Genomic DNA, 26555 nt, shown 5'->3' with positions numbered 1-26555 from the left:
AATGCTTAATTAGGAAGAAAGAAAAGGTAAAGAATTTCTAAAGAATTATAAAGGATTATTAAATTTTGGATGTTAATGGAAAATAAAAGGTCCAATTTCTTATTTGGTAAGAAATTGGACTTAAAATTAAGCTGTATTAACATTTATATGGTTGTAGTTTTACAGTGAAAGTTGTTTTTTTATCATCACTATATACTTCGATTGTTCCTTTATGCAATTCGACAATACTTTTTGCAATTGCCAATCCGAGTCCAGATCCACCAGTGTTTGTAGAGCGTGATTTTTCAACGCGATAAAAACGTTCAAAAATATGAGGTAAATCTGTACTAGGAATAGGTTGGCCGTAATTTGTTATATCTATAGTAATCATATTATTGCTTTCATAGGCAGCAAGGTCGATATATCCACCGTCGTTTCCATAAGCGATGGCATTTATAATAAGATTTTCAAACACACGTACTAATTTGTCTCCATCAGCTAATACCATGAGTTTTTGAGATGGGAAAGAAGGTCGACATTCTATATTTGCTTCTTGAACTTGTATGCGGAATTGAACAGTTAATTGTCCAAGTAACTCTACAATATCAATGGGGACAGAATATAAACTTAACTCTTTATTTTGAACACGTGTATATTCAAACAAGTCATTCATTAATGCATTAAGACGGGTTACTTTATCGTAAATGACTTGTATATAATGACGTAATTCCACTTCATCTCTATAATTATCATGGTGGATTAAATTCACGTATCCAACTATAGAGGTAAGAGGGGTACGTAAATCATGTGATACATTTGTAATAAGTTCACTTTTTGCTTGTTCTGCCTGTCTTTCTTCATCAATTGAGACTTTCAATTGTTCAATAATTTGATTAACCCCGGTCGCTAGCTCTTCCAGATAATTATGATTTACGATAGAAACCTTATGATTGAAGTTTCCATTTGCAATATAACGAATCTCTTCTATCATTTTTTTAATACAAGTTTCATAGTAAAGCTTTCTTTCGTGACGATAAAAAATGTATAGGTAGGATGAGAAAATAGAAAATAAAAATAAATAAGAGACAATCATCAACCATAGAGATTCCTTTATTCCTTTATATTTTTCATACCCAAAAATTCTAATGAACTCTTTTCCAAGTTCGCTTAACGTAAGTGAACTTTCAATTACACTTGTAACAAGACGATATATAATTAATTCAGTAATAGGGGTAAGTGTGATAGCTAACAAGAACCAAAAAATCATCTTCCATTTTGGGATATCTTTTAATATATCAAATGCTTCATTTCTCAATTTTATAGCCTACTCCCCAAACAGTATGAATAAACTTCTCTCCATTCATTACTGTTTCAAGTTTATCTCGTAAATTACTAATGTGGACCATTACAGTTTTATTTGAACCATAACCATCTTCATTCCAAACGCGTTCAAAAATTTCTTCGGAGCTAAATACTCTTCCAGTATTACTCGCAAGTAAATATAAAATATCAAATTCAATAGATGTAAGTTTAATATATTCTCCATTTACTTTAACGGTATGATTATGTTTGTGTATTTCAGCAGAACGAATGCGAATCATACCATCTTCATTCTTTTGGGTAGTAGCATTTTGGAAAGATGATCTTCGTAGCAAAGCTTTCACTCTAGCTACTAATTCTAATGGATTAAATGGTTTAATCATATAATCATCCGCACCTGTCATAAGACCTAATATTTTATCCATATCTTCTGCTTTTGCACTCAGCATAAGAATAGGTACAGTATTATTCTCACGAACTTCCTGGCAAACTTCTAATCCATTTCGTTTTGGCATCATAATATCCAAAACCATAAGGTCAACTTCATACGTAGAAATCATTTGCAATGCCTCATCGCCATCGTATGCCTTATAAATGTTATAGCCTTCATTTCGCAAATAAACAGCAAGTAACTCAACAATTTCTTTATCATCATCAATAATTAATATGTTTTTATTCATTATGTAGTTCCTTTCCTTACAAATCATTAACATTACTATAATATCAAACATTTATGTATTTTGTAGCAATGATTCTCCATAAAATTTCATGTAACATATAAAAAGGGGATTAAAACATTCGTAACGAATACAAATGAAAGGGATATTTAAATACTGCGTTATATTGAAAGTTATATATCCTTGGCTAAAAGAAGCATTTTGGCAGTTAAAAGAAATTTCTTATCCAGATGTATTTCTCATAAATGCAACAAAAGATATTATCATGTTTATGTATGATGATAGAGGATGTGAAGTAATTGCGAAGAATAAAGAAACAATACGAAACTTATATGAGAAATATAAAAAATGGATTCTAGATTATGAACGAGAAAGTATAGATAACTTATTTAAATGACAACAATGGGGGAAGTGAAGCGTGTAATGAAACGTATTGCAATCGTAGCCGCATGGGAACCTGAACTTACGTATTTGCATCAATATTATCCAAGCGAACGCATTGAAAAAAGAGCAGCTTGGGAATTTCATTTTCATTATATAAATAATCTGGAAATTATCTCGGTTATAACTGGAGTTGGCAAAGTAAGCTGCGCTAGTTGTGTACAATTATTAATTAGTGAGTTTCAGCCAGATGAGTTGTTTATGACAGGGATATGCGGAAGTTTATCAAATAAGGTGAAAAATGGTCATATTGTAGTAGCTCTTAATGCAATACAACACGATGTTACTGCTGCTGGTTCGGGGGAAGATGTTTTTAATTTATACAATGGTAGAACAGCGCCTATTGAAACAACAAAGTCAATTGTAAGAAGAATAAAAAAGATACGATCTTATGATCCGATTCATTTTGGTACATTTTTATCTGGAGATCAACGTATCCGTAGTTCTGAAATGAGATATTTACTCCATACTGTATATGGAGCATTAGCGGTTGATCAAGAAGTAGCAGCTTTCGCTTATGTGTGCCAAATCAATAAAAAACCTTTTCTATGTTTAAAAGCTGCTTCAGATCAAGCAAATGATAAAACGAAAGAGGAACAAAAAATCTTTAAAATGTTAGCTTGTGAACGAGCGTGCGAGCATTTAATTGCTTTTTTACGAGTGTATGAGATTAATGTAGTAAATAATAGATAGTAAGAGGGGTTAATATTGGAAAGTACAAATAAAATAGCTATTCTGGGTGCAAACGGAAAAGCCGGGAAATTCCTTGTAAAGCAAGCGTTAGAAAAGGGATATCAAGTAAAAATATTAACAAGAAATTCTAATAATATGACGATAACTAATGAAAATGTAGAGATTATTGATGGGGATGCACGTGATTTTTCTTCAATACGCAAATTACTTAAAGGGTGTCGAGCTGTAATTAATGCGGTAGGTCAACCCAAAAATGAATCTTATATTTTTAGCACAGTATCAAAGCATATTTTAGAAGCAATGAAAGAATTTGAAATAAAACGATATATTTTAATTTCTGGAGGGTCTTTAGATGTTACGGGAGATCAGAAGAGAATTATAAATAAAATAGGAGCTACCTTGTTTAAAGTGTTTTTATCAAAGATGATGCAAGATAAATATAAAGAATTGCAAGCTATTCAAGATAGTGATGTAGATTGGACAATTGTTAGACTACCATTTGTTATGGAAGGGAAGAGCATTGGAAATATAAAAGAGAGTTTAGTAGATATGCCAGGAATCAAGATTCAAAATAGTGATATTGCAGCGTTTGTTATAAAACAAATTAATAGTGAGAGATATGTAGGCAAGTGCCCGTTTATTTCAAATTAAATGGTATATTTAAAAGTTAAAGAATGATGGGTAGATTGGCACTAGTACATTTTATGTATTTGAATGCTAAGTTTAACACGAGTAAGTGGGGGATAATTTTATATGATTCATTACAAAAAATGCAGTGAAGTAAGTATAGATTTAGTATATGAAGCTTTTAAAGATGGGTTTTCAGATTACATCATAAAAATGGAAGTTTCAAAAGAAGATTTTATAAAAAGGTTTTTTGGGCCAGAAGGGAATTCACTAAAACATTCCTTTCTTGCCTTAGACGGTAACAAATCTGTAGGGGTAATACTGGGTGGGATAAAAGATTATGAAAACATAAAAACAATGCGCTGTGGAACATTAGCGGTTCATCCGAATTACCGCGGTATTGGTGTGAGCCAAAAGTTATTTGAACTGCATAAAGAAGAGGCGCTTCAAAATGATTGTAAGCAACTTTTTCTGGAAGTTATTGTAGGTAATGACCGTGCGATTCATTTCTATACCAAGTTAGGCTATGAAAAAGTGTACGATCTATCTTATTATAATTTAAAAGATTTGACTAAAATAATACCTAAAGACTGTAAGGGAATTGAAGTAAAACAATTAGAATTTCCAGCTTTTAAACTTGAAGTTCAGAAATGGTTACACTTCCATATAAATTGGCAAAATGATATGGATTATATCGAAAAAACAAATAATACATTTTATGGCGCATATGTCGATAATGAATTAAAAGGTTCTATTTGTATGAATGAACAAGGTAAAATTAGTTTTATTTTCGTAGACAAAGACTATAGAAATCGTAGTATTGGATCAAAATTATTACAAGTTGCAAGAGATGAGTTGAATGTGGCAAGTTTATCAATTGGGTTTCCAAACAACAATTTACTAGAAGGATTTTTAAAGAAAACTGGATTTGAAAAGAATTCTTTAGCACAATATGAAATGTATGTATTACTATAAAAGCGGAGGGATTTAATCTTTCGCTTTTTATTTTTGTACTATATTGATATTTTACTTTGTATAATATTCTTTTTTTTTGTAAAATAGATAGGATGGAGGGGATGAAATGAATAATGTATTAAAGTTTAAGATTTTTGAATTGCATTGTTTTGTTCAAAAGACTTATTCTGATATTAAAATAGCATGTGATATTGCTATATATCAAGAAAACACTTCTAAATATTTAATTTCATTAGGATTTTTAAATAAATCATATATGACTTATATAGAAGCAAAAAGATTTTATCGAGAAAATGAAGAACTTGTAAGTGTAGAATTTGATAATTTCTTTGATACATATGATAAATTAGAGCAGGAATTAAAAAAAGTTATTTCAACTGAAGATAAAAATCCTTCATTGCTACATAGTAGATTTGATCAGTTTCAGCAGAAAGTTGAAAATATAAATGACCTAATAAAAGTATTGCAAAATGCTCGTTAATGAATGCTTTTTCCTTTTTATATAGAAATTATGCATTGAAAATATATTAGGGATATTACATATTGAAGAGATGACTTTTGTTGATTACAGAAGTCATCTTTTTATGATAGGAATAAATTGTATAAATTTTAGCAGTTTCATATTTTAGGAAATTATACGAGGGAAATAACATGAAAAATAAAAAAGAAATAGCTATAGTCGCATTAACAACAGGAGTAGCTTTAACAAGCGTAACACCATATGGAGTAGGTTATGCAGAGGAAATGGGCAAAATGCAAGTTGATATTCAAGAGGATTCGTTCCGTACAGGTGAACTTACACAACCATCACAAAAGACGCCAGAGAATGTAGTGAAAGATGCCCTTAAGGAAAAGACGGAGCATGCTTTGTCTCCAAAACAAGTTAGTGGAGATAAAGGGGTAGATTACAAGGTTCTTCAAAAACGTGGTTCATATGATGGAACTACACTTGTGCGTATGCAACAAATATATGAAGGAAAAGAAGTATATGGACACCAATTGACTGCTCATGTAGATAAAAAGGGTATTATTAAAAGTGTTTCAGGAGACAGCGCACAAAATTTAGCAAAAGAAGATTTAAAGAATCCTATTAATTTATCAAAAGAAGAAGCAAAACAATATATTTATACGAAGTACGGGAAAGATATTACATTTATTTCTGAGCCAGAAGTTAAGGAAGTTATTTTTGTCGATGAAAATAATGGGCAGGCTAGCAATGCATATCAAGTTACATTTGCTGCTGCAACACCAAACTATGTATCTGGAACTTATTTAGTGAATGCTCAAAATGGTGATATGTTGAAAAACATGGTACAAGAATCAGATTTAAAAGTAAGTGAAGAGCATGTTGAATCCTTAAAGGAAACTAAAAAAAGTAATTTCATATCATTAACTGGAACAGGAATAGATGATGTAGGTATAACTCGCACATTTGGTATTTCAGAACAGAGTAACGGAAAATATGCGCTTGCTGATTACACACGAGGGCAAGGAATTGAGACCTACGATGTAAATTATAGAGATATTACTTTTGAAGGAAGGTATTATCCTGGTATATTAGCAACTAGCACTTCAACAACATTTAATGATCCAAAGGCGGTAAGTGCCCATTTCATAGCAACAAAGGTATATGATTTTTATAAAGACAAATATAAGCGTAATAGTTTTGATAATAAGGGAAAAAAAGTAGTATCAGTTGTACATGCATGGGATTCCGGAGAAACAGATGATCCTAAAAATTGGGGGAATGCATTTAGTGCTAATATTAACAATGTTAGTATGCTTATATACGGTGATCCAATGGTAAAAGCGTTTGACATAGCGGGCCATGAATTTACACATGCTATTACATCTAGCGAATCTAATCTTGAATTTTCCGGAGAATCTGGAGCAATTAACGAGGCATTATCTGATATTATGGGAACGGCTATTGAGAAATATATAAATAATGGGGAATTTAATTGGACAATAGGAGAACAAAGTGGATCAGTTCTCCGTAATATGACAAATCCATCTGCAGTCAAATTTTTTGATGGAGTACCGTATCCAGATGATTATAGTAAATACAGTGATTTAAATGGAGAGGATAATGAGGGTGTTCATTTCAACTCAAGTATTATTAATAAAGTCGCGTATTTAATTGCAAAAGGTGGCACACATAACGGTGTAACTGTAAATGGTATTGGTGAAGATAAAATGTTTGATATTTTCTATTATGCAAATACTGATGAATTGAACATGACTTCTAATTTCTCTGAATTAAGATTAGCGTGTCTTAAAGTTGCATCAAACAAATATGGAGCGAACTCAATTGAGGTTGAAGCAGTCCAAAAAGCTTTTGATGCAGCAAAAATTAAAGGGACAGTGAAAGAAAACGAAAAAACTGAAGCAAACCAAGTCCCTGACTTAACTGTACCGCTTACAAGTACACTACGTGTAGGTGATACGTTTGACCCGATGAGAAATGTAAAAGCTATTGATAAAGAAGATGGTGATTTAACAAATAGAGTAGAACATAAAGGTGATGTAGATACTTCTAAACCAGGCAAATACATTGTGGATTACTCTGTCGTTGATTCTCAAGGAGGGAATGCAACGGCAACACAGACTGTAATTGTAGAGGGAAATGGAGAAACATCAGATCTAAATCCTACATTAACATTGCCTGCTGCAGCGACAATTCATGTAGGAGATTCATTCGATCCAATGGAAAAAGTAAAAGCTATTGATAAAGAAGACGGCGATCTTACTTCTAAAGTAAAAATTGATGGTGAAGTAGATACCTCTAAAGCCGGTACTTACGTATTAACATACACAGTTGCAGATTCTAAAGGTCATGAAGTAACTGCGAAACAAACTATAACGGTCAAAGTTAGAGAAGAAGTAAAAAATGAAAGACCGATGCTAAAAGTACCTGCTACAAGTACAATTACTGAGGGGGATCAATTTGATCCAATGGTAGGAGTGTTAGCTACTGATAAAGAGGACGGTGACATTACTTCTAAAGTAGAGCATGAAGGAACTGTAGATGCATCTAAATCTGGTACTTTTGAAATAATATATAGTGTTAGAGATTCCGCGGGTAACGAGGTAAATAAAATACAAAAAATATATGTGAAAGATAAAGACAATAGAAAAGCAGATAGCCTTGCTAATAACAGTAATATCCCGAACAACAGTAATTCTGATAAAAAAGAATCTACATATAAAGAGCTTCCCAATACGGGGGCCAGTACAACTAACAGTACAGCAATGGGCGTATGGATGGTTATTGTAGGTACAGTACTCACTTTGGTTCGTAAATTTAGAAAGATACAAAAATAATAGTAGGGATTATTCATTTGAAAAAAAGAGTTCATTACCTAAAAGAAATAAAGTAGAAAGTAAGTAAAACGAAATAAGGAAGTCTGCCTTATATGTAAATTATGTTATGGATACCAAAGAGAGAATATCACTAACCGAAAAAATAGTTTGGATTTTTTCACAAAATAATTATTAGATAAATTTTTTGTTTAATAAGATTTTAGTAGTTAGTGGTGCTATGGGCTTCTATAAAACTTTGCGCTTGGATGCTATACTGTCTACAGAACTACATTACATATAAAACACGCTACTATTCTCATTAAAATAAAAGAATAGTAACGTGTTTTTTTGATTTAAAAATAGCCTAAAGCCAAAAGGTCATGAATCTGGGAGTAACTCTAATCTTTCATTGATAAGTTACTAAAAACACTTTGTTTTAATGAAAGATTCATTCTAAATGACAATATGAGATTTTCGGTATTTACCAGGTGTTTCGTTGGTGAATTTCTTAAAAATTTTAGTAAAATAGCTTTGATCACTAAAATTCAGCGAAGCACATATGTCTGATAAGGGATAGGTTGTAAATATTAATAATTTTTTTGCTTCTTCGATTCGTTCACGTTGAATGTACTCAATTAATGAAATACCGACTTCTTTTTTGAATAAAATAGATAAATAATCTGAATTCACGTTTGCAAGTTTAGCAAGTTGTTTAACAGATATTTGATTGTAAATATTTTTAAAAATGTAGTTTTTGCAAATAGCGATAGTCTTTGAATGTTGCTGTACTTTTTGTGCTTTTACACGGTCCGCAAAAGTACAGAAAACATTTCTTAATAAATCCCAAACAGATTCTGTGTCTTTTAAATCCTCTGTCTTTTGGATGTGTAGATCGTAAATCTTGTAAGCAATCTCGGAAGGAAGTCCTCCTTTTATAGCATATCTAGTAGCAAGTGTGATGGATGAAATACAAATGTTTTTATGACGTCTTAATTGATGGAATGAAGATAAGGATGAAAAAGTTTCTTGTTGGAATTCGTAATAATATTTGAGTGCGCTTTCTTTATCCCCGTTTTCTATAGCTCCAAGTAGTTGTTGCTCTATATACAAATTATGACAAATAGATTCGTCTTTTTGTATTGGAAAATATACATCTTCGTTTAAAATTCTACTAGGACTTATACAAAGTGAGTCACTGTTATTTGAAAAGGTACTTACATCTAAATTTTTTTTATAATTAGAAATAAAATTCAGATTACTATCCGTTTTACTTGTAGAAAAATTTACATGTGCCAAGGGCCCAATAATAACAGTACCATTCACCATATAATGGCTCTTTATGTGAATTAAAATGAAGTGCCCTAGATGTTGGTGAGTTCTGAAAATGGGGGAATTATATGTATCATTTTTCTGAAAAAGCACATGTAACTGTTCTATGTTTGATGCATACAACGAATGTGAATCATTTTTTGATGTAAACTCTATAAGAATATTTTTGTTACAATCTAAAAAATAAACTGGGATTTCAAAAGATTGGAAAAACATATTGCAAATGTACTCTATCTCAACTAGACTGAGATTTTTAGTCATATTCTTCCTCCTTACAGTTGTGCGTAATAGTTGAATGCTTACATATTCCTTTTTTCATAAGTAGAAACGGAAAAATTATATCTATAAAAAATATAAAAAATTATAAACTTCTAAGAATAATACCATAATTTAACATGGTTAGCACATATTATTTGAATATACAGGTAATAGTTTTAGGGAGTAACGTAAAATATGTATCGTCACACTTATTTACTGGTTATTGCTATATGTATGAAAAAATGATGAAGATTGCATTTTAAATAGTGATAGGAAGGGAGGAATTAATGAAAATTAGCGATGGAAGTTAATATGTAACGATTTTTGAAGTAGAGATATAAGTGTAATTCAGGGGAGAAAACTACATATATCATACGGAGAGACAACGTAATAATAGAAAATAAGAAGAGTGAAAAAGTGATTGTAAACAACGGATTGTTGGACGACTATGTTTTATGTTACTCGTTTAAATCTGATACTTGGCACACTATTGCTTTTAAGAGGGTAATAGTAATAAAGAGATTTTTAAAATGATAGAAGTAGTAAAGGGGATAAGAGAAATGAAAAAAATATTTAGTGTGCTTTTAGTGCTTTTCTTAACATTTTCTACATGGTCTAGTGTATTAGTAAAGGCAACTTCACCATCCAAAGGTACTTTAACGATTCATAAGTATGAACAAGAAAAAGATGGAGCACCAGGGCTAGAAGGTGATGGCTCTGCAAATCAAGAGGTGCCAACAAATGCGAAGCCGTTAAAAGGTGTAACGTTTGAAGTGAAAAGGGTTGCGTCGTTTGAAAAAATTTCAAACGATGGGAAAATCGTAAAAGAAGATGTGAAACCTGTAATGGGAGCGACCCCAACTCAAGTAGTAACAGATGATAACGGACAAGCTGTATTAAAAGATCTTCCGCTAGGACGTTATGAAGTGAAAGAAGTGGCTGGACCTCCGCATGTTAACCTAAATCCAAATACGTATACAGTGGATATTCCATTAACGAATAAAGAGGGTAAGGTGCTAAACTATGATGTTCATATGTATCCAAAAAATGAGATTAAACGTGGTGCAGTTGATTTAGTAAAGACTGGTGCAAATGAAAAAGCGTTAGCAGGCGCAGTATTCTCTTTATTTAAAAAAGATGGTACGGAAGTGAAAAAAGAGTTAGCAACAGATGGTAATGGGCATATTCGCGTGCAAGGATTAGAGTATGGGGAATACTATTTCCAAGAGACAAAAGCGCCGAAAGGGTATGTAATAGATCCGACTAAACGAGAGTTTTTTATAAAGACCTCCGGAACTATTAACGAAGATGGAACAATTACTTCTGGTACAGTAGTTAAAGTAGAAGTGAAAAACTATGAAGAACCAACTATTAATAAAAAGATTAACGGAAATTTGGAAGCGCTACCAATAAATCCTTTAACTAATTACAATTATGATATCAAAACATTAATACCAGAAGACATTAAAGAATACAAAAAATATGTGGTAACAGATACTTTGGACAATCGTTTAATGATTCAAGGAAAGCCGATTGTGAAGATTGATGGAGCGGAAGTAAATACAAGTATTGTAGAGGTAGCTGTAGAAGGTCAAAAAGTAACAGCTACAGTAAAAGATTTCACAAAATTAGATGGTAAAAAAGAATTTCATTTACAAATTAAATCACAAGTAAAAGAAGGAGTAGCTTCTGGTTCCGAAATTTTAAATACAGCAAAAATTGATTTTATAAATAAAAATGATGTAATTGGAGAAAAGGAATCTAAACCTGTAGTTGTTGTTCCGACAACTGGAATTATCGAGTTAACTAAAATTGATGGTGCTGATAAGAAGAAATTAAAAGGTGCAGAGTTTGTACTTAAAGATAAAAATGGGAAAATAGTTGTTGTAGCAGGAAAAGAAGTCACAGGTGTATCAGATGAAAATGGTGTCATTAAATGGACTAACATTCCGTATGGAGACTATCAAATTTTTGAAACGAAAGCACCAACTTATACAAAAGAAGATGGTACTACAGCTTCTTATCAATTATTAAAAGACCCCATTGATGTAAAGATTAGCGAAAATAATCAAACGGTTAAATTAACGATAGAAAATAATAAAAGTGGATGGATGCTTCCAGTAACGGGTGGTATAGGAACGACTCTTTTCACTGTACTAGGCCTTGCGTTAATGGTTACAGCGGCATTTGTTTTCTTTAGAAAAAAGTTTGCTAATAATTAAGATTTTAGGAATATGTAACGATGTGATGTGAAAAGGGGAGAAGCAAAATGCTTCCCTCTTTTCAATATTTTAGTATATACAGAGGTGGAAATATGAAACGAAATCTTGTTTTAGGAGGTATTTTTTTATTTGGATTAGGTATTTTTTTATATCCTACTATTAGTAATTGGTTGGCGACTCGTGCACATTATTCTGAGATTAGCTCTTATGATAAGAAGATTAAATCACTACAAAAGAAAGAAGTAGAACGTAGGGAAAAAGAAGCAGCCGAATATAATAAACAAGTTCAAACTTCCACGAAAACATTTGCAGATCCATTTTCTGAAGAAAAAAGTAATCATCAAGCGTATGCCGATGCGTTAAATTTAGGTGATGTAATGGGGTATATTGAAATATCGAAAATTAATATAAAACTACCAATCTATCAAGGGACCACTGAGGAAGTATTGAGTCGCGGGGTAGGTCATTTAGATTATTCTTCGCTCCCGGTAGGTGGAGAAAATACGCACACTATTTTAACAGGGCATCGTGGTTTACCATCAGCAAAATTATTTACAGATTTAGATAAGTTGAGTGAAGGAGACCGTTTTTATATTCACTCTTTAGACAAAGTTCTTGCTTATAAAGTAGATCAAATTAAAGTAGTTTTACCACACGAAACGGACGATCTACAAATTGTAGAAAATAAAGATTATACAACATTAATTACGTGCACGCCTTATGGAGTAAACACCAATAGATTGCTAGTTCGGGGTGAGCGTGTAGAGTTCAACCAGGAAGAAAAACAAGGCATGAGTACAGAGGTATCTATGTTTAATAAGTGGACGGTAATAGTTCCAATCCTATTGTTATGTACGCTTCTAGTCGTAATTTATAAGAAAAAAATAATTAGATAGAATGTATCTATCCCGGATTAATGAATAGTGTATCCAAAAACTTAGGGAACAGCAAAGAACGTATGTAGGGAAGGATCACTAATAAAAGTGCACTTTATTCGACTATAGAAAAAATACGGTAAAGGTGGGAACAAAGGAATTGAGGCTACGATTAAAACTGGTAAGTATTCATTTTATGGTTTTGTTAATGTTATGTATAAGTTTTGTCGTCTATGTACCAAAAGAAGTGTATGGATCCACGATAAACTTAGAAGGTCTAGGTGATATATCGCGTTATAATGCTGTTGTCTTTGGTAACCATAAAGCAGTAGGTGGCGATATTGAAGGAGCAATTGCAGTTCAAGGTGATATGGATGCATCAGGTTATACGATTGTAGGTGCAGCAGCAGGAACATCTAATATAGTTGGGGAAAAATGGGGTGATGAGGGATATCCATCCTTGTTATTGTCTGGAAAATTTAAAAAATCAAGAGAGGAATCTTTTATCATTCAAAACGGAATAGTCGTAATGACAAAAGAGAGTGATCCAGATCGTATTATACAATCTTCGTATGATCGTATCGTTTATAAAGAAAAACTAGAAATTGACGCGAAATTTAATGAATTTCGCAACATAGTCAACCAAGTTAGTAAAAATGCAGGTCAATATAAAACGAATACCCCAATTCCAAATATGAGTTATGGTATTGGAAAAGATATAAACAATCCTAATATTTATGTTTCATCAGAATTGACCGGGAAAATCAATTTAGATATAAGAGATGTATTTTTACCCAATGCTAAAGGAAAAGATTTTATCGTTATGTATTCGGATGCAATAGAGGTTACATTTAAAAATGGGTCCATCCTATATGACACGAACAATATTGGTAGGGCTACGGATATAATTCCTACATCTCAACCCTATTCTCCTAATTCACCGTTTACTGAGCTATACGGGAAAATGATTTGGGTTTTTCCAAATGCGAAAAAGATCACAACAGAGGGATATGGTGTTGTTGGGAGTGTGTTTGCTCCAAATGCTGTTTTAGAAACAAAAGGCGGTTCAATTAATGGACAAGCATTTGTCAGTATGGTACAACAAACTGGTGGATTTGAATTTCACAATTTCAAATTTAACTGGCAACATTGGAACAAGCCTAGTACAGGAAAAATAAAAATAAAAAAAGTTGATAGTAATAATGATAATAAAAAATTGCTTGGAGCGAAGTTTCATATTGAAGATTCAAGTAAAAAAGTAGTTGGTGAGTTAGTAACAGACGAAAAAGGAGAAGCGACATCAAAAGATTTACCAATAGGTAACTATAATCTAGTGGAAATAGAAGCGCCAAACGGTTACGAATTATTAAAAGATAAAGTAGTTGTAAAAGTAGAAAAAGATGCAGTAGTAGAAATTAAAATAGGAAACAAGAAATTGCCAGATCCAATGGGAAAAATGAAGTTAGTGAAAGTAGATACGAGCGATAAAAATAAAAAGCTAGCAGGAGCCACATTTCAGATTGAAGATTTTAAAGGAAAAGTAGTTGGTGAGTTAGTAACAGATGAAAAAGGAGAAGCAATATCCAAAGACTTACCAATAGGTAACTATACCTTAGTGGAAGTAGAAGCGCCTAAAGGTTATGAATTATTAAAAGATAAAGTAGCTGTAAAAGTAGAAAAAGATACAGTGGTAGAAATTAAAATAGGAAATAAGAAATTGCCAGATCCGATGGGGAAAATGAAGTTAGTGAAAGTAGATACGAGCGATAAAAATAAAAAGCTAGCAGGAGCCACATTTCAGATTGAAGATTCTAAAGGAAAAGTAGTTGGTGAGTTAGTAACAGATGAAAAAGGAGAAGCGATATCAAAGGATTTACCAATAGGTAACTATACCCTAGTGGAAGTAGAAGCACCTAAAGGCTACAAATTATTAAAAGATAAAATAGCTGTAAAAATAGAAAAAGATGTAATAGTAGAAATTAAAATAGGAAATAAGAAATTGCCAGATCCGACTGGCCAATTTGAAATTGAGAAAGTTGATGATAAGGATAGTAATTTAAAACTAAAAGGTGCTGTATTTCAAGTCTTAGATAAAGAAGGTAAAGAAGTTACTAGATTAACAACGGATGAAAAAGGAAAGGTGATTTCCAATCAGTTAGTATTTGGAAAGTATACGATTAAAGAAATAAAAGCGCCAAATGGATATATGTTACTTAGAGATCCAATAGAAATAGAAATTACAGAAGCGGTAAAGACACAACAACTAACAGTGAAAAATGCGAAAAATAATTGGGTAATCCCTAATACTGGTGGCAGCGGAACAACAAGTTTTTACGTGATTGGTTTTATGCTAATGTTTGGCGTACTATATTTCCGTAAGAAAAATCGTATATAAATCGTATAAAAACAGCTGTATATTATGAACTAATTTTTTAAAGTTAGACAGATCGTTGTATTAGATAGTTTTTAGGGCATGAGTTCGGTATTGTACTGGATTCATGCTATTAAATTTGTTGAAGAAGGAAGTGGAATAGTAAACACAGAATATATTAATAAATCAAAATATTCATGAGGTGAAAATGATGGCAATAAAACAAGAAGAAATTAAAGTAGTAGTCGGAGCTGGAGCGTTTAATAATAACCCCGGTTGGATTCAAACGCAAGAAAATGAACTTAACTTACTAGATAAAGCTATGTGGGAAGAAAGGTTTGAATATAATTCCATTTCAGCTATTTTAGCTGAACATGTATGGGAACATCTTACGTTTGAAGAAGGTGTAAGAGCAGCTGAAATTTGTTATGAATTTTTAAAGCCAACAGGGCATATTCGGTGTGGTGTTCCTGATGCATTTTTCCGAGATGAAGCATATCAAAATATAGTTCAAATAGGCGGACCTGGCCCGAAAGATCATCCAGCAGCAAGTCATAAAATTGTTCATAATTATAAAACATTAACGAAAATGTTTGAAACTGCTGGATTTGAGGTAGTTTTACTTGAATATTGTGATGAAAATGGTCAGTTTTATTACAAGGAATGGGATGCAAACGACGGTGTTATTTTCCGTTCGAAAAGGTATGATTCTAGAAACAAAGGTGATAAACTTGGTTTTCCATCGCTAATTGTCGATGCGATTAAACGGTAAATCATTCAACAAAAACAGGAGTAATTCTATAAGTTCAAGAGTCGCAAATGCGGCTCTTTTTATTTGTGCGTAAATCTATAGTTAATGAGGAAACATACATGATACTAAATTCTCAACATGCTATAACTCGATTTGAAAATTTTTCAAATCTTTCTTATAACCATTAACTTTAAATTAATACTTCGTTGACATAAAGATTTATTTTATGTGTATATTCGTGTAAAATAGAGTGGGAACATACATTCTATATAAGGGGGCAATCAAGATGATAGCTGAAATTGGGCAACTAACTGATGGATATATTGTAAAATTTGAACGACAATTTCCATATACAATAGAGGAAGTTTGGTCTGTTTTAACAGAAAACAGTAAGCTAAAAAAATGGATGTCTAATTTACAGATTGAAAGCCTTAAAACAGGTGGAATTATAAAGTTCGACATGATGGACGGTTCATTCATAAACATTGATATTTTAGAGTATCAAGTAAACTCAGTACTTGAATTTACTTGGGATAAAGATCGAGTTCGATTTGAAATACATAAAGAGTAAAATGGTTCCCTTTTACTCCTTAAAGAATACATTCATGAATTAACTGATCATACACCGAAAGATATAGCAGGTTGGCATATTTGTTTAAATCTTTTTTCTTCCGTTCTAGAAGGAGAAGAAAAAGAGTTTTCTAAAGATGAATGGCAACAATGGTTTGAAATATATAAAGATAAGGTTCTTAAAGTAAGAAGATAATCACGTTAAAGGTTATATTCATTATGTAATTATTACATTGTAAAAATGGTTTTTATGAAAAATAAGAATAGAGGTTAATATGAAAGTAAATCAATTAATTGCTAATAACATAAACAAATTAGATACAGTCATTCCATTTAATAAATCGTTTGGAATCGCTGGTTTATCAGGATCAGGTAAAACAACTTTTTGTCAAACGATTGGTGAAGAATCAAAAAAACGATTAGTTTCTTTATTGCCAAAGGCTGAATATCAATATTTATTTCCTAACATTATGGAAACGAATTTTAGTGCTATTAAGATGGAAGATATGCCTTTAGTTCTTTTTCTAGGAAAATCATCGATTTCTTCCAACCCACGTTCAACGATAGGTACTCATACTGGTGTTTTCACAGAAGTACGTGAAAAACTTGCTGAAGTATTTCATCTTTCCCCTGAGGTTTTTTCATTTAATAATCAGTTAGGATGGTGTACTGGTTGTAAAGGCCGAGGTACTACTAAAAATATTAAGTGTAAAAAATGTAAGGGAAAACGTTATAGCGAAGAAATCGAACAATATACTATAGATTTATTTGCTAAACCACATACAATTTCAAAGATTAATGATTTAAGTGTTGAGTCGATTCTTTCGTTAGCGGAAGAGCTAAATATTAGTGAAGCAAAGCAACATATACTGCAAAATATAATTAATATGAACATTGGTTATTTAACATTAAATCGCATTATGGGTACGTTGTCAGGTGGAGAGTTAACACGACTTTATTTGGCTGAATTTATGGCAGTAAGTGAAAATGCTATAATTATTATTGATGAGATTTCAGTTGGACTTGATCATGAAACATTATTACAAATATTAGAAGAGATCAAGCAATTAGGTTGTAAAAATCAAATTTGGCTTATAGATCATTCAGATACAGTACTGGATACAACAGATGAGCAATTGTTCTTTGGACCTGGTAGCGGAAAATATGGTGGACAAATTGTGAAAGAATCACCAAGACCAAAACCAATACTGTGGGATCTAAATAAAGAAATACCAACAGAATATTATACATTCCAAGAATTATATTGCCGTAATATCCAAATGGTGGAGTTTCAGATTCCTAAAAATAGGCTTGTAACAGTTACAGGAGAATCTGGATGCGGGAAATCTACACTTGTTAACGAATGTTTAGCTATAGATTTCTTGAAGCGGTATCCAAAAGATAAATTAGTTATGGTAGGACAAGATCGAAATCAATCGATTACAAGTCGATCAACTGTAGCCACTTTCCTAGATATTAAAAAGAAATTAACAAAGTATAGTGAAGAAATTGATGATATTTTTGAGCGTTCGATTGAGGATATTATAGGTGAACTTCCAAATGAAGATATTGCGTATAAACGCTTGAGCCTACTAATTAAATTAGGACTTGGCTATTTAACGTTAGAACGAAAAACACAAACATTATCAACGGGTGAGTTTCAATGTGTTCATTTAGTTTCGGAGTTATTCGCAAACACAAGAAATCCACATACGTTATTTATTTTTGATGAACCTTCAAAGGGGTTATCACAAAATATTTTAAATCAATTTATAGATAGTGTTAGAGGGATATTGCGAGATGAATCAGTCTCTATCATCATGATTGAACATAATAGGTACATGTTAGAAAGCTCTGATTATATTGTAGATTTCGGGAAAAGACAGCTTGAATCTATAAAGCATCTTGATGTACTAAGTCATGAAGATTATTATCGTCAAAAAAGCAGTGTAAATCATGCTGAGCGAATACATATTTCTTCAGCACTTAAGCATAAAGAAGGCGTTCACTATTTAGAAGAAAATCATATTAACTATTTTAAAAATGCCGAAAACGTTTATAAGGGTGGTATTTTAAAAAGTTTATCATCAATGGCTCGTTTAATTTATGGTGAATATGAATCTGATACAATTGCACCTGTTGTTGCTATTGATCTTGAAAGACATTTATATAGTCAATATAGTTTCTTATATGAAATTGGTGGATTAATTAATCATATTGTAGCTACTCATCCAACTAATAAAGATACGAGAAGTTTTGATTTCTATTCACAGGAAAATCATTGTCCATCTTGTTCCGGACGTCTTCAAATTGAAGTTTTTGATAAAGAAATTACAATTCAAAATAAAAATGTTCCATTTTGGGACGGTTTATTCGATCCAGAAATCATGAAAGTATTAAAATTTTATCAATATGAAAAAATAGAATTTCTATTCGAAGAAATTAAAAATGAGCTTGGTCACGATTTGTCAAAGAGCTACAATAATATGTCAGCAGAAGAAAAGCATACGTTTTGGTACGGATATTTTGAAAAATCATTTTATGATAAAAAAGGAAAGACACGTAGAACATGGGTAGGATTTAATACGATTATTGGTGGATATATTGTTATTTCAAAAGCAGATATTAAAGAAGAAATTAAGACTTCTAAAGAAATGATGACATGCCCAATTTGTGAAGGGACGGCTTTAAATCATCATAAACCACTTAAATTTGGTAACTCAGATATTCGTGAAATTATCAATCAGCCAGTTGATGAAGTGTTGAAAATAGTCGGTGATTTACCTGCACTTCATAAATTGAAGTCTATAGTTGGTGGCGATATGAGATTGACAGAAGATGTTTCTTTATTGCCAAGAAAAGCACAAGTTGCACTAAAAATGTTTGAGTTAGATCAGGCAAGCTTTTCAAACTATGAAATGGTGTTACAAAATGTCTTACCATTTTGGGATGAAGTAAAAGGAAATATCGAATCTATTAGTGTTAATAATCAAGTAACTGTTTGTGATTTCCCTAATGTTTATGAAACGAGAGAAAACATTATAGATCAGTATTTCACAAATGGTAAATATAAAAAACTTACGTATGTATACGAAGCATTTGGATATAAAAAGTTAGTTACCCAAATTAATAAAATTAAAAAAAGTAATCCATGTCCATTCTGTAAAGGAAAGAAAGTTATTACTGAAGATAATTTACATGATGGCGTCTTTAAACTAACAATTCCATGTGTAACTTGTAATGCAAGTGGTATCAATGATGAAGGGCTTAAAGAAATTGTTGAAGGTGTAGATGTGCAAACATGGTTAACTGGGAAAGTTATTGATATTGTGGATGAGAGCTTATTAACAGAAGCTGTTGCGCAAATACCGATTTTTAATCGCGTTCGCGAATTGGATAAACGAGATATGATGGCGGTTTATGAGTGTCTTGAACGTAATCAGTAAAGTTTTACTAGATTTTGTGTTATTAACATAATTTATATTGTATAGTGATAATAAAGTTATTGAATTTTGATTAAAAAAGATAAGAGCCTTACTACATTCTATATGCAGCAAGGCTCTTTAAAGTTGTTTCAAATTATATCCATCTGCTTATGTAATGCTTAAAAAATGAATAATAAAGTTGTTTACTTCTTATTGAACTAACGCCACCGTTAGTTTAAGTGTAAATCTTCACAATTATTTCATATTATATAGGTGAATAGAAAGATAAATTAGAATTTAGTTTATAATTATAAAAATAAGCTATTTATACCCTAATAATTCTTCAAAAAGGAGAGTGTATGAAAAAGACTATTGTTTTTGTATTAACGATATTTATATTATTCTCAGGATTCGCAACACAAAGTTATGCGTTGTCAGATTCGAAATCTGTGGCAATACAAGCATTGCTAGATGATGCCTGTCGTACATCAGGTGTGCCTGGAATGTCAATCTCAATACTTGCTGATGGTGAAGTGTTCTACTTTTCTTCTGGGTATGCAGATCGTGAAAAGGGATTGTCTGCAAGTGAAAATACACTCTATGAGTTGGCCTCGGTGAGTAAAGCTTTTACTGGTATGGGAATTTTGCTATTGGAAGAGCAAGGGCTACTATCAATGACTGACCCTATCCAAAAATATTTACCTTGGTTTACGTTAAAGTATCAAGGTAAACCTGTTGATATGCAAAAGCTTACACTAAATAACTTTCTTTACCATACCAGCGGCCTAACAAATATTAGACATATTCAAAATATTCCCCAAGGTAATACACCTGATATGTTGCAAAAGACTGTGGAAACGCTGGTAGATGCAGAATTGGCGTTCTCTCCCGGTGAACAATATAACTATGGAACCGTTAATTATGACGTATTGGGTTTGGTTATTGAGATTGTATCACGACAAAGCTATGAAGACTTTATGAAGGAACAGGTATTTCTACCCTTAGGTCTTCACCAGACGTATGTTTATAAAGAAGATGCTCAAGCCACTGGACAGTTAGCACAGGGCTACCGTTCTTCCTTTTTTATAACAACTCCATTTAACGCTCCAGATTATGCTGGGAATAAACCTGCCGGCTATATCATTTCTAATACAAAAGATATGGCGCGTTGGATGGGCATACAGATGGGTATCGTGCAGGACATACCCGAAATATTTCACAGGGCTATCGAAAAATCACATAGGGGTGATATGTCTGTTTCGGCTGTCAATGATATGTATTATGCGGCAGGTTGGTCGGTAAACGCCGAACAAACGTTTATAGAACACACTGGGGGTAATCCAAATTTTAGTACCGAAGTAGCCATACTGCCAAATGAAAGAACAGCCATCTGCTTACTGAGCAACGGCGCAAATACCAATATAAACCTGGTACTAAAAGTTAAAAATATATTAAACGGCAATCTAACTCAGTCATATGAGATAAGCAGCACACAGCTTTTGGACATCATTTTGTCGTCTACCACAATTATTCTTTGCCTATTAGCCGTTCTGTTATTTTTCTCAGGATTAAGAAAAAGGAAAACAAATGAGCAGCAGCCAATGACAAAAAAGAGAACAATCGTAACAATTATTTTCCTAATCGCTACGATTGCCCAGTGTATAATGGTTTTTGCCTTCGATTGGTCAACGATACTTATTTGGCAAACATATAGTGTTCTTACAGCTTTAATTTCGTCAACATTATTAACAGCAAGCATTACTTGGTTTGTATATACTCACCGATTAGATGCCTCGGTCCGAAAATAAGTATAATGTTAAGTAAATAAATCCTGATTTATCGATATTCTTAATTTAAAAAACAGAAGACACCTCGGTGTCTTCTTTAATGTCATCGAAACTTCTCCTAGTTAAACGCACTTGCTATTTCTTCCACTAACCTGCCTTGTTAGTAGAAGAAGGATTTTTAAACAACTATATTATTTTTTAAATGACTTTATTGTAAATTAAACAACTTTATTATCTCTGTACATATATTCTTTATAATGTATATATTAACGCAGTATGATTAATACAAGGTAATGAAAAAAAATCCAATTTCTTAATTTCAAAATTAAGAAATTGGATCTTTTAGTATTTTTATGTCCCACATACGGAATTTTTTGTTAAGGAAAATAAGGGAGGAGAGGTGAGAAATTAAAAGGGATAAACGTTTGATATATTATGTAGTTATTATATTATAAAAGTAATAATTAAGGGTGAAAACAGTTCATAAGTGAGATTGTTTGTTTATTAATCATTTCTTTTTATTGTCTGATTTTTTAAATTTAACAGAAATATATACTTGAATGAAGTATATATTTCTGTTAAATTTATCCTATGGATAGAACGAGTTTAATTAAAGGTCATTTAGAAATGTGTGTATTATCTATTTTGTCGAAAAAGAAAAGTTATGGTTATGAGATTATGAAAGAGCTAGAAGTACACAATTTAAAGTTGAAAGGAGTAGGAAGTATTTATCCAATTCTAACTAAGTTGAAAAATCAAGAGTGGGTTAATACTTATCAAGAAGTAACAGACAGTGGTAAAGTTAGGATTTATTATGAAATTAATGAAAATGGGAAAATACGTCTTGAGAAGAAAATTAATGAGTGGTTAGAATTGCAATCAGATATTCAAACATTATTAAAAAGCGGTTTGAAAGGAGACCTTCTGAAATGAGGAATAAATTGATAGGTAAAGAAAAGCAATTTTTAACAGACGTACTTAAGGAATTAAAGCAATACGATATTAGTTTAGAAGAGAGGGAAAATATTAAGCGACAAATAGTAGAACATATTCAAGAATGTCGTGAACATGGTGAAGATAGTATAGATGATTTAGGTACACCTCAATTATTTGTTCAAGATTTTTTAGAAATAAATGAAATTGATTTGCAAGTTAAAATGAAACAACTTCAAAATGAAAAAGGAAAATCTAACACACTTATCTTACGTGGCATATTCATCGCAATTATTACTTACCTCGTCTCGCAAACTATATTTACAATATTTTTAACTGAATCATTTAATCCAACTAATAGTAAAAATACATTTAATTATAATATTTTATATCGTATATCAGAGAATCAATGGTGGAACGTATTATTAATAATGATTAGTTTGACGCTCTCTGTAGTGGTATTTATTAGCTTAGTAAGTTATAAAAAAAGAAAGTATCTAAAGTATAATGAAGAATACGATCTATAAACTGTCTCTAATTTGTATTCTTTGTAATGTATTGATAGTATTATGTATCACACTTCCCAAAGTTTACGCTCAGCAAAATATTAAAGTTACATTAGATAAGTATATTGAAAAGTTTATAAAGGAGCAGAATATTCCGGGAGCTTCAGTTGCAATTGTACATAATAAAGATGTATTCTTCACAAAAACGATGGGGATTACTGGAGAATCTGAAAAAAAGGTAACTAGTAAAACGCCATTTGCAATCGGCTCAATAAGTAAATCTTTAACAGCTTTAGCTATAGTGAAATTAATAGAAGATAAAAAAATAAAATTAGAGGATCCAGTTCAACGATATCTCCCCTGGTTTAAACTAAAAGATTCTCAAATATCCTCAACTATAACAATCCAACATCTACTAACTCATACAAGCGGAATAAGTACATATGAGGGCTTAGCATTATCAGATAAGCAATCCAAAAGTTCTAGAGCATTAAAAGAAAATGTAATGAAGCTTTCAAATGTAAAAGTAACTGCTCCACCAGGTGAAAAATATCAATATAGTAATACGAATTATATTGTGTTAGGTACACTTATTGAGGAAGTCACAAATGAAACATATTCATCATATATGGAAAAGTATATTTTTCAGCCATTAAATATGAATGGCGCGGCAGCAAGTAAAGAAACTGCATATGAAAAAGGTTATTTAACAGGTTATCAGTCTTGGTTTGGTTTTCCAAGAAAAAGTGTAGTCTCCTATGATAATGCCGGAGCACCGTATGGCTATATTACTGCAAATTTAGAAGATATGATTCAATATATTATGTTTTTGAATCATCCAGGGGATGCACAATTATTAAGGAAAGAAAACATGGATCTTTATCTATCACCACTTTATAAGATAAATCCAGAAAAAAGTTATGGTTTTGGATTAAGGACAACAAATATAAATGAAAGTGAAAAGATGATTTGGCATTCAGGATCAACGCCCGATGCTCGTGCAGAAATATTTACTTTAAATAAAAGTGGCTGGGGTGGTGTAATTCTAACGAATAAAAATCATGTATTAGAAGAAACCGTACTATCAGTATTGAAAAAGGGGATTATTAGTATTTTGAATGGAGAAGAACCGGTTGATATTCCTCAAAACATACCATTAACACAAATTGTTTTGTTGATAGTTACACTGATACTTTTCATAATATCACTTATGTTAATTAAAAAGTATAAACATATGAAAACTGTAAAAAAGCTAATTTGGTTATTTACAGGGAGTCTATCCCTACTATTATCTATTATGTTCATCCCACTACTTACTTATAGTACAAGTTCACCTTGGCGTACGATTAAAATATTTGCGCCAGACGTAGCTTTATTTACAAGTATTATTGTAACTTTATTTGCTGTGAACGGACTAACTTCAATTTTTATAGCCTTAAGAAGGAAGTAAGTATAAGGGGAAAGAATTAAAGAAATATAATTTAAGTGTTATAAACAGTTGACTCTCACACAATGTCATTGTTTAAGATGAAGTTGAGCTTCGAAGTGGATGTAATTTTTAGGAGGAAAACATGTTTAAAATAGGGGATTTTTCAAAACTATCGTCCATTAGTATACGTATGTTGAGACACTACGATAAAGTAGAATTATTGCAGCCAGTAAAAGTTGATGAGCAGAGTGGGTACAGATACTATTCAGCAGCCCAATTAAAGAAAATAAATCAAATTCAAACGTTAAAAGCTATGGGATTTAATATCGCTACCATTAAAGAAATAATAGAATGCGATAATATAGATGGTATTAAGGAACAATTTTTATATCGTAGTGCTCAAATTAAAGAAGAAATGGATAACCTACAAAAACAATTACGTCTCCTCGAAAACTCAATGAAAACGATGAGAGAGGATGTTGTTGAGATGAACTATCATGTTTCAATAAAGGAAATTCCAGAAAGAAATGTAGCTAGTGTTAGAAAGGTAATTCCATCTTATAATGCTGAAGGGGACTTATGGGGTATGTTAATGCAAGAAATACAAATGAAAAGTATTAGTATTGCCCATCCGAGTTATAGTATTGCGGTTTTCCATGATCGTGAATACAAAGAAAATGATGTAGATGTAGAAATACAGCTAAGTATTCTAGGTAAGTATAAAAATACAAAAGACGTTACATTTAAAAATGTTGAATCAACTAATGTAGCTTCTATAACGGTTAATGGAAGTTATGAACAGATGACAGCTGTAAATGGGGCTGCAGCAAAATGGATTGAAACGGAAGGTTACGAATTAGCAGGCCCGATGTTTAATATTTATCATGTGAGCCCAGCGATGGAAGCGGATCCTAGTAAGTGGGTTACAGAAGTTTGTTATCCAATTAAATAAGGATAAAGAAAAAAGGCATTATGTATATGCCTTTTTTCTTTGGTTAAATAAATTAGGATTAAAGGTGTTTTTATATACAAATCAAACTAAAATTGGACGGGGATATTTTACCGAAAAAGAACTGCTTAAAGGATTTCAAAAGATGCAACAGATATTAAAAGATGAGGATGTATATATAGACGGGATGTACTATTGTCCACATAATAGTAGTTGCGACTGCCAAAAACCGAATATAGGTTTACTTTTAAAAGCAACGGAAGAACATGATTTGTGCTTAAAAGATTGTTTTCTTATTGGAGATACTGGGAGTACAGATATGATTGCGGCTGAAAGGGCGAATATGAAAAAGATTTTAGTACGAACAGGATGGGGTGAAAGTTCATTAACAAAGTATAGAAATTTGTGGATAGAAACGGCGCCTGATTATATAGCGGAAAATTTACTTGATGCTGTGTGTTGGATTGAAGAGAATTTTAAAACATAATAAAATTATAGTAAACTAGTTTGTAAGATGGTTAATTTAGGAGGGGAAATATTGATACATATAGATAAGAATGTACGAACATCTGGTGCATATGTAGTGTATAAGAATTTATTTGTTTTTCAAGTTGGACCAACGAGTAAAGGAGATACATTAGGTGTAGTAAGGCTCGGCGGACATAAAGAATCCGATGAAACAGCAGTAGAAACTGCTAAAAGAGAAGTGAAAGAAGAAGCTACTATCGATATTACTATTTTGAGTTCACCAAGTACATATTATAAAGAGAACTGGAATGCGCAATCAAAGAAAATAAAGGTAGCAAATGAAATCAATCCAATATTAATTATTGATAGTCCAGATGAAACTTTATCTATTATGTATATAGCGCATTCAGAAAATAAGCCAAATCCATCTTCTGAAACGAATGGACTTCTATTACTTTCTTTAAGTGATATTAGGCTAATTTGTAGTAATGAAATAACACTAAAAGATTATATTAAGCAAGGTGGAATAGCTATATTGAAAGAAAAAATGGATATAGACTTAATCTTACAACCTTATCCGCAACTTATGTTTTTAGCAGGACTTTTAAAAAAGGATCCTGTATTACTTCAACAGTTTCTAAATTAGCAACAAAAGCCACCTTAATAA

At 31.8% G+C, this 26555-nt stretch carries 21 protein-coding genes and 1 pseudogene; 19 read left to right on the top strand and 3 right to left on the bottom strand.

Going from position 1 to position 26555, the window contains the following annotated elements; genetic code table 11:
- Nucleotides 1–136: 136 nt before the first annotated feature.
- A complete protein-coding gene (locus QCI44_RS15795) occupies nt 137–1294 on the bottom strand; it encodes a sensor histidine kinase (protein ID WP_016087790.1) in 1158 nt (385 codons plus the stop codon).
- Nucleotides 1284–1979 carry a response regulator transcription factor gene (locus QCI44_RS15790; RefSeq protein WP_016087789.1) on the bottom strand — a complete coding sequence of 232 codons (696 nt, stop codon included), beginning with the start codon at nt 1977–1979 and terminating at the stop codon, nt 1284–1286. The genes QCI44_RS15795 and QCI44_RS15790 overlap by 11 nt, the downstream gene beginning before the upstream one ends.
- Nucleotides 1980–2112: 133 nt before the next feature.
- On the opposite strand from QCI44_RS15790, the gene QCI44_RS15785 reads away from it, so the two are divergent.
- The 6 genes from QCI44_RS15785 to QCI44_RS15760 all read left to right on the top strand — a co-directional run bounded on the left by QCI44_RS15785 (nt 2113) and on the right by QCI44_RS15760 (nt 8036).
- Nucleotides 2113–2373: a DUF3885 domain-containing protein gene (locus QCI44_RS15785; protein ID WP_016134534.1), complete on the top strand. Its 261-nt coding sequence runs from the start codon at nt 2113–2115 to the stop codon at nt 2371–2373.
- Complete coding sequence (locus tag QCI44_RS15780) at nt 2370–3110, top strand: phosphorylase family protein (RefSeq protein WP_016134535.1); 741 nt, start codon at nt 2370–2372, stop codon at nt 3108–3110. The genes QCI44_RS15785 and QCI44_RS15780 overlap by 4 nt, the downstream gene beginning before the upstream one ends.
- Nucleotides 3111–3125: 15 nt before the next feature.
- Entirely contained in the window at nt 3126–3761 is a 636-nt protein-coding gene (locus tag QCI44_RS15775) for an SDR family oxidoreductase (protein ID WP_016134536.1), read from the top strand.
- Between the two features lie 102 nt (nt 3762–3863).
- The gene (locus QCI44_RS15770; RefSeq protein ID WP_016134537.1) at nt 3864–4712 is read left to right on the top strand and encodes a GNAT family N-acetyltransferase; all 849 of its coding nucleotides are present in this window, start codon (nt 3864–3866) and stop codon (nt 4710–4712) included.
- A gap of 106 nt (nt 4713–4818) precedes the next feature.
- The gene (locus tag QCI44_RS15765; protein ID WP_016134538.1) at nt 4819–5193 is read left to right on the top strand and encodes a hypothetical protein; all 375 of its coding nucleotides are present in this window, start codon (nt 4819–4821) and stop codon (nt 5191–5193) included.
- Between the two features lie 170 nt (nt 5194–5363).
- Complete coding sequence (locus QCI44_RS15760) at nt 5364–8036, top strand: M4 family metallopeptidase (RefSeq protein WP_016134539.1); 2673 nt, start codon at nt 5364–5366, stop codon at nt 8034–8036.
- Between the two features lie 432 nt (nt 8037–8468).
- Here QCI44_RS15760 and QCI44_RS15755 read toward each other — a convergent pair whose 3' ends face one another.
- Nucleotides 8469–9605, bottom strand: coding sequence for an AraC family transcriptional regulator (locus tag QCI44_RS15755; RefSeq protein ID WP_016134540.1), 1137 nt, complete (start codon nt 9603–9605; stop codon nt 8469–8471).
- A 557-nt stretch (nt 9606–10162) separates the two neighbouring features.
- Here QCI44_RS15755 and QCI44_RS15750 point away from each other — a divergent pair.
- The 13 genes and pseudogenes from QCI44_RS15750 to QCI44_RS15690 all read left to right on the top strand — a co-directional run bounded on the left by QCI44_RS15750 (nt 10163) and on the right by QCI44_RS15690 (nt 26534).
- Nucleotides 10163–11824 carry a SpaA isopeptide-forming pilin-related protein gene (locus QCI44_RS15750; RefSeq protein WP_082181477.1) on the top strand — a complete coding sequence of 554 codons (1662 nt, stop codon included), beginning with the start codon at nt 10163–10165 and terminating at the stop codon, nt 11822–11824.
- A 92-nt stretch (nt 11825–11916) separates the two neighbouring features.
- A complete protein-coding gene (locus tag QCI44_RS15745; RefSeq protein ID WP_353811311.1) occupies nt 11917–12720 on the top strand; it encodes a class C sortase in 804 nt (267 codons plus the stop codon).
- Between the two features lie 139 nt (nt 12721–12859).
- Nucleotides 12860–15094, top strand: coding sequence for a SpaA isopeptide-forming pilin-related protein (locus tag QCI44_RS15740; RefSeq protein ID WP_353811310.1), 2235 nt, complete (start codon nt 12860–12862; stop codon nt 15092–15094).
- A gap of 187 nt (nt 15095–15281) precedes the next feature.
- On the top strand, nt 15282–15842 hold the full coding sequence (locus tag QCI44_RS15735; RefSeq protein WP_033659703.1) for a class I SAM-dependent methyltransferase: 561 nt from the start codon (nt 15282–15284) through the stop codon (nt 15840–15842).
- A gap of 265 nt (nt 15843–16107) precedes the next feature.
- Nucleotides 16108–16587 (top strand): annotated as a pseudogene (locus tag QCI44_RS15730) (SRPBCC family protein).
- Nucleotides 16588–16666: 79 nt separating this feature from the next.
- Nucleotides 16667–19837, top strand: a complete 3171-nt coding sequence (locus QCI44_RS15725) for an ATP-binding cassette domain-containing protein (protein ID WP_353811309.1) — start codon at nt 16667–16669, stop codon at nt 19835–19837.
- 338 nt (nt 19838–20175) lie between these two features.
- Nucleotides 20176–21624 carry a serine hydrolase domain-containing protein gene (locus QCI44_RS15720; RefSeq protein WP_016093005.1) on the top strand — a complete coding sequence of 483 codons (1449 nt, stop codon included), beginning with the start codon at nt 20176–20178 and terminating at the stop codon, nt 21622–21624.
- Nucleotides 21625–22194: 570 nt separating this feature from the next.
- Nucleotides 22195–22536, top strand: coding sequence for a PadR family transcriptional regulator (locus QCI44_RS15715; RefSeq protein WP_016087774.1), 342 nt, complete (start codon nt 22195–22197; stop codon nt 22534–22536).
- A complete protein-coding gene (locus QCI44_RS15710; protein ID WP_016087773.1) occupies nt 22533–23063 on the top strand; it encodes a DUF1129 domain-containing protein in 531 nt (176 codons plus the stop codon). Before QCI44_RS15715 ends, QCI44_RS15710 begins: the two co-directional genes overlap by 4 nt.
- Nucleotides 23044–24492 (top strand): serine hydrolase domain-containing protein, encoded by a 1449-nt coding sequence (locus QCI44_RS15705; RefSeq protein WP_353811308.1) that lies wholly within the window; start codon nt 23044–23046, stop codon nt 24490–24492. Before QCI44_RS15710 ends, QCI44_RS15705 begins: the two co-directional genes overlap by 20 nt.
- A 121-nt stretch (nt 24493–24613) precedes the next feature.
- The gene (locus QCI44_RS15700; protein WP_098486533.1) at nt 24614–25423 is read left to right on the top strand and encodes a MerR family transcriptional regulator; all 810 of its coding nucleotides are present in this window, start codon (nt 24614–24616) and stop codon (nt 25421–25423) included.
- Nucleotides 25380–25907: a D-glycero-alpha-D-manno-heptose-1,7-bisphosphate 7-phosphatase gene (locus QCI44_RS15695; protein ID WP_353811532.1), complete on the top strand. Its 528-nt coding sequence runs from the start codon at nt 25380–25382 to the stop codon at nt 25905–25907. Before QCI44_RS15700 ends, QCI44_RS15695 begins: the two co-directional genes overlap by 44 nt.
- 51 nt (nt 25908–25958) lie before the next feature.
- Nucleotides 25959–26534, top strand: a complete 576-nt coding sequence (locus QCI44_RS15690; protein ID WP_016134551.1) for an NUDIX hydrolase — start codon at nt 25959–25961, stop codon at nt 26532–26534.
- The last annotated feature ends 21 nt before the right edge of the window (nt 26535–26555 follow it).

Source organism: Bacillus cereus group sp. RP37, from assembly GCF_040459695.1.
Classification (GTDB): Bacteria; Bacillota; Bacilli; order Bacillales; family Bacillaceae_G; genus Bacillus_A.
Note: the sequence above shows the minus strand (reverse complement) of the source record. Positions and strands in the feature narration are given on the sequence as shown.

Coding starts and splice junctions, on each gene's coding strand:
- QCI44_RS15790 (WP_016087789.1), bottom strand. CDS start 1,979: ATGAATAAAAACATATTAATTATTGATGATGATAAAGAAATTGTTGAG.
- QCI44_RS15785 (WP_016134534.1), top strand. CDS start 2,113: ATGAAAGGGATATTTAAATACTGCGTTATATTGAAAGTTATATATCCT.
- QCI44_RS15780 (WP_016134535.1), top strand. CDS start 2,370: ATGACAACAATGGGGGAAGTGAAGCGTGTAATGAAACGTATTGCAATC.
- QCI44_RS15770 (WP_016134537.1), top strand. CDS start 3,864: ATGATTCATTACAAAAAATGCAGTGAAGTAAGTATAGATTTAGTATAT.
- QCI44_RS15765 (WP_016134538.1), top strand. CDS start 4,819: ATGAATAATGTATTAAAGTTTAAGATTTTTGAATTGCATTGTTTTGTT.
- QCI44_RS15760 (WP_016134539.1), top strand. CDS start 5,364: ATGAAAAATAAAAAAGAAATAGCTATAGTCGCATTAACAACAGGAGTA.
- QCI44_RS15755 (WP_016134540.1), bottom strand. CDS start 9,605: ATGACTAAAAATCTCAGTCTAGTTGAGATAGAGTACATTTGCAATATG.
- QCI44_RS15750 (WP_082181477.1), top strand. CDS start 10,163: ATGAAAAAAATATTTAGTGTGCTTTTAGTGCTTTTCTTAACATTTTCT.
- QCI44_RS15745 (WP_353811311.1), top strand. CDS start 11,917: ATGAAACGAAATCTTGTTTTAGGAGGTATTTTTTTATTTGGATTAGGT.
- QCI44_RS15735 (WP_033659703.1), top strand. CDS start 15,282: ATGGCAATAAAACAAGAAGAAATTAAAGTAGTAGTCGGAGCTGGAGCG.
- QCI44_RS15725 (WP_353811309.1), top strand. CDS start 16,667: ATGAAAGTAAATCAATTAATTGCTAATAACATAAACAAATTAGATACA.
- QCI44_RS15720 (WP_016093005.1), top strand. CDS start 20,176: ATGAAAAAGACTATTGTTTTTGTATTAACGATATTTATATTATTCTCA.
- QCI44_RS15715 (WP_016087774.1), top strand. CDS start 22,195: ATGGATAGAACGAGTTTAATTAAAGGTCATTTAGAAATGTGTGTATTA.
- QCI44_RS15710 (WP_016087773.1), top strand. CDS start 22,533: ATGAGGAATAAATTGATAGGTAAAGAAAAGCAATTTTTAACAGACGTA.
- QCI44_RS15705 (WP_353811308.1), top strand. CDS start 23,044: ATGAAGAATACGATCTATAAACTGTCTCTAATTTGTATTCTTTGTAAT.
- QCI44_RS15700 (WP_098486533.1), top strand. CDS start 24,614: ATGTTTAAAATAGGGGATTTTTCAAAACTATCGTCCATTAGTATACGT.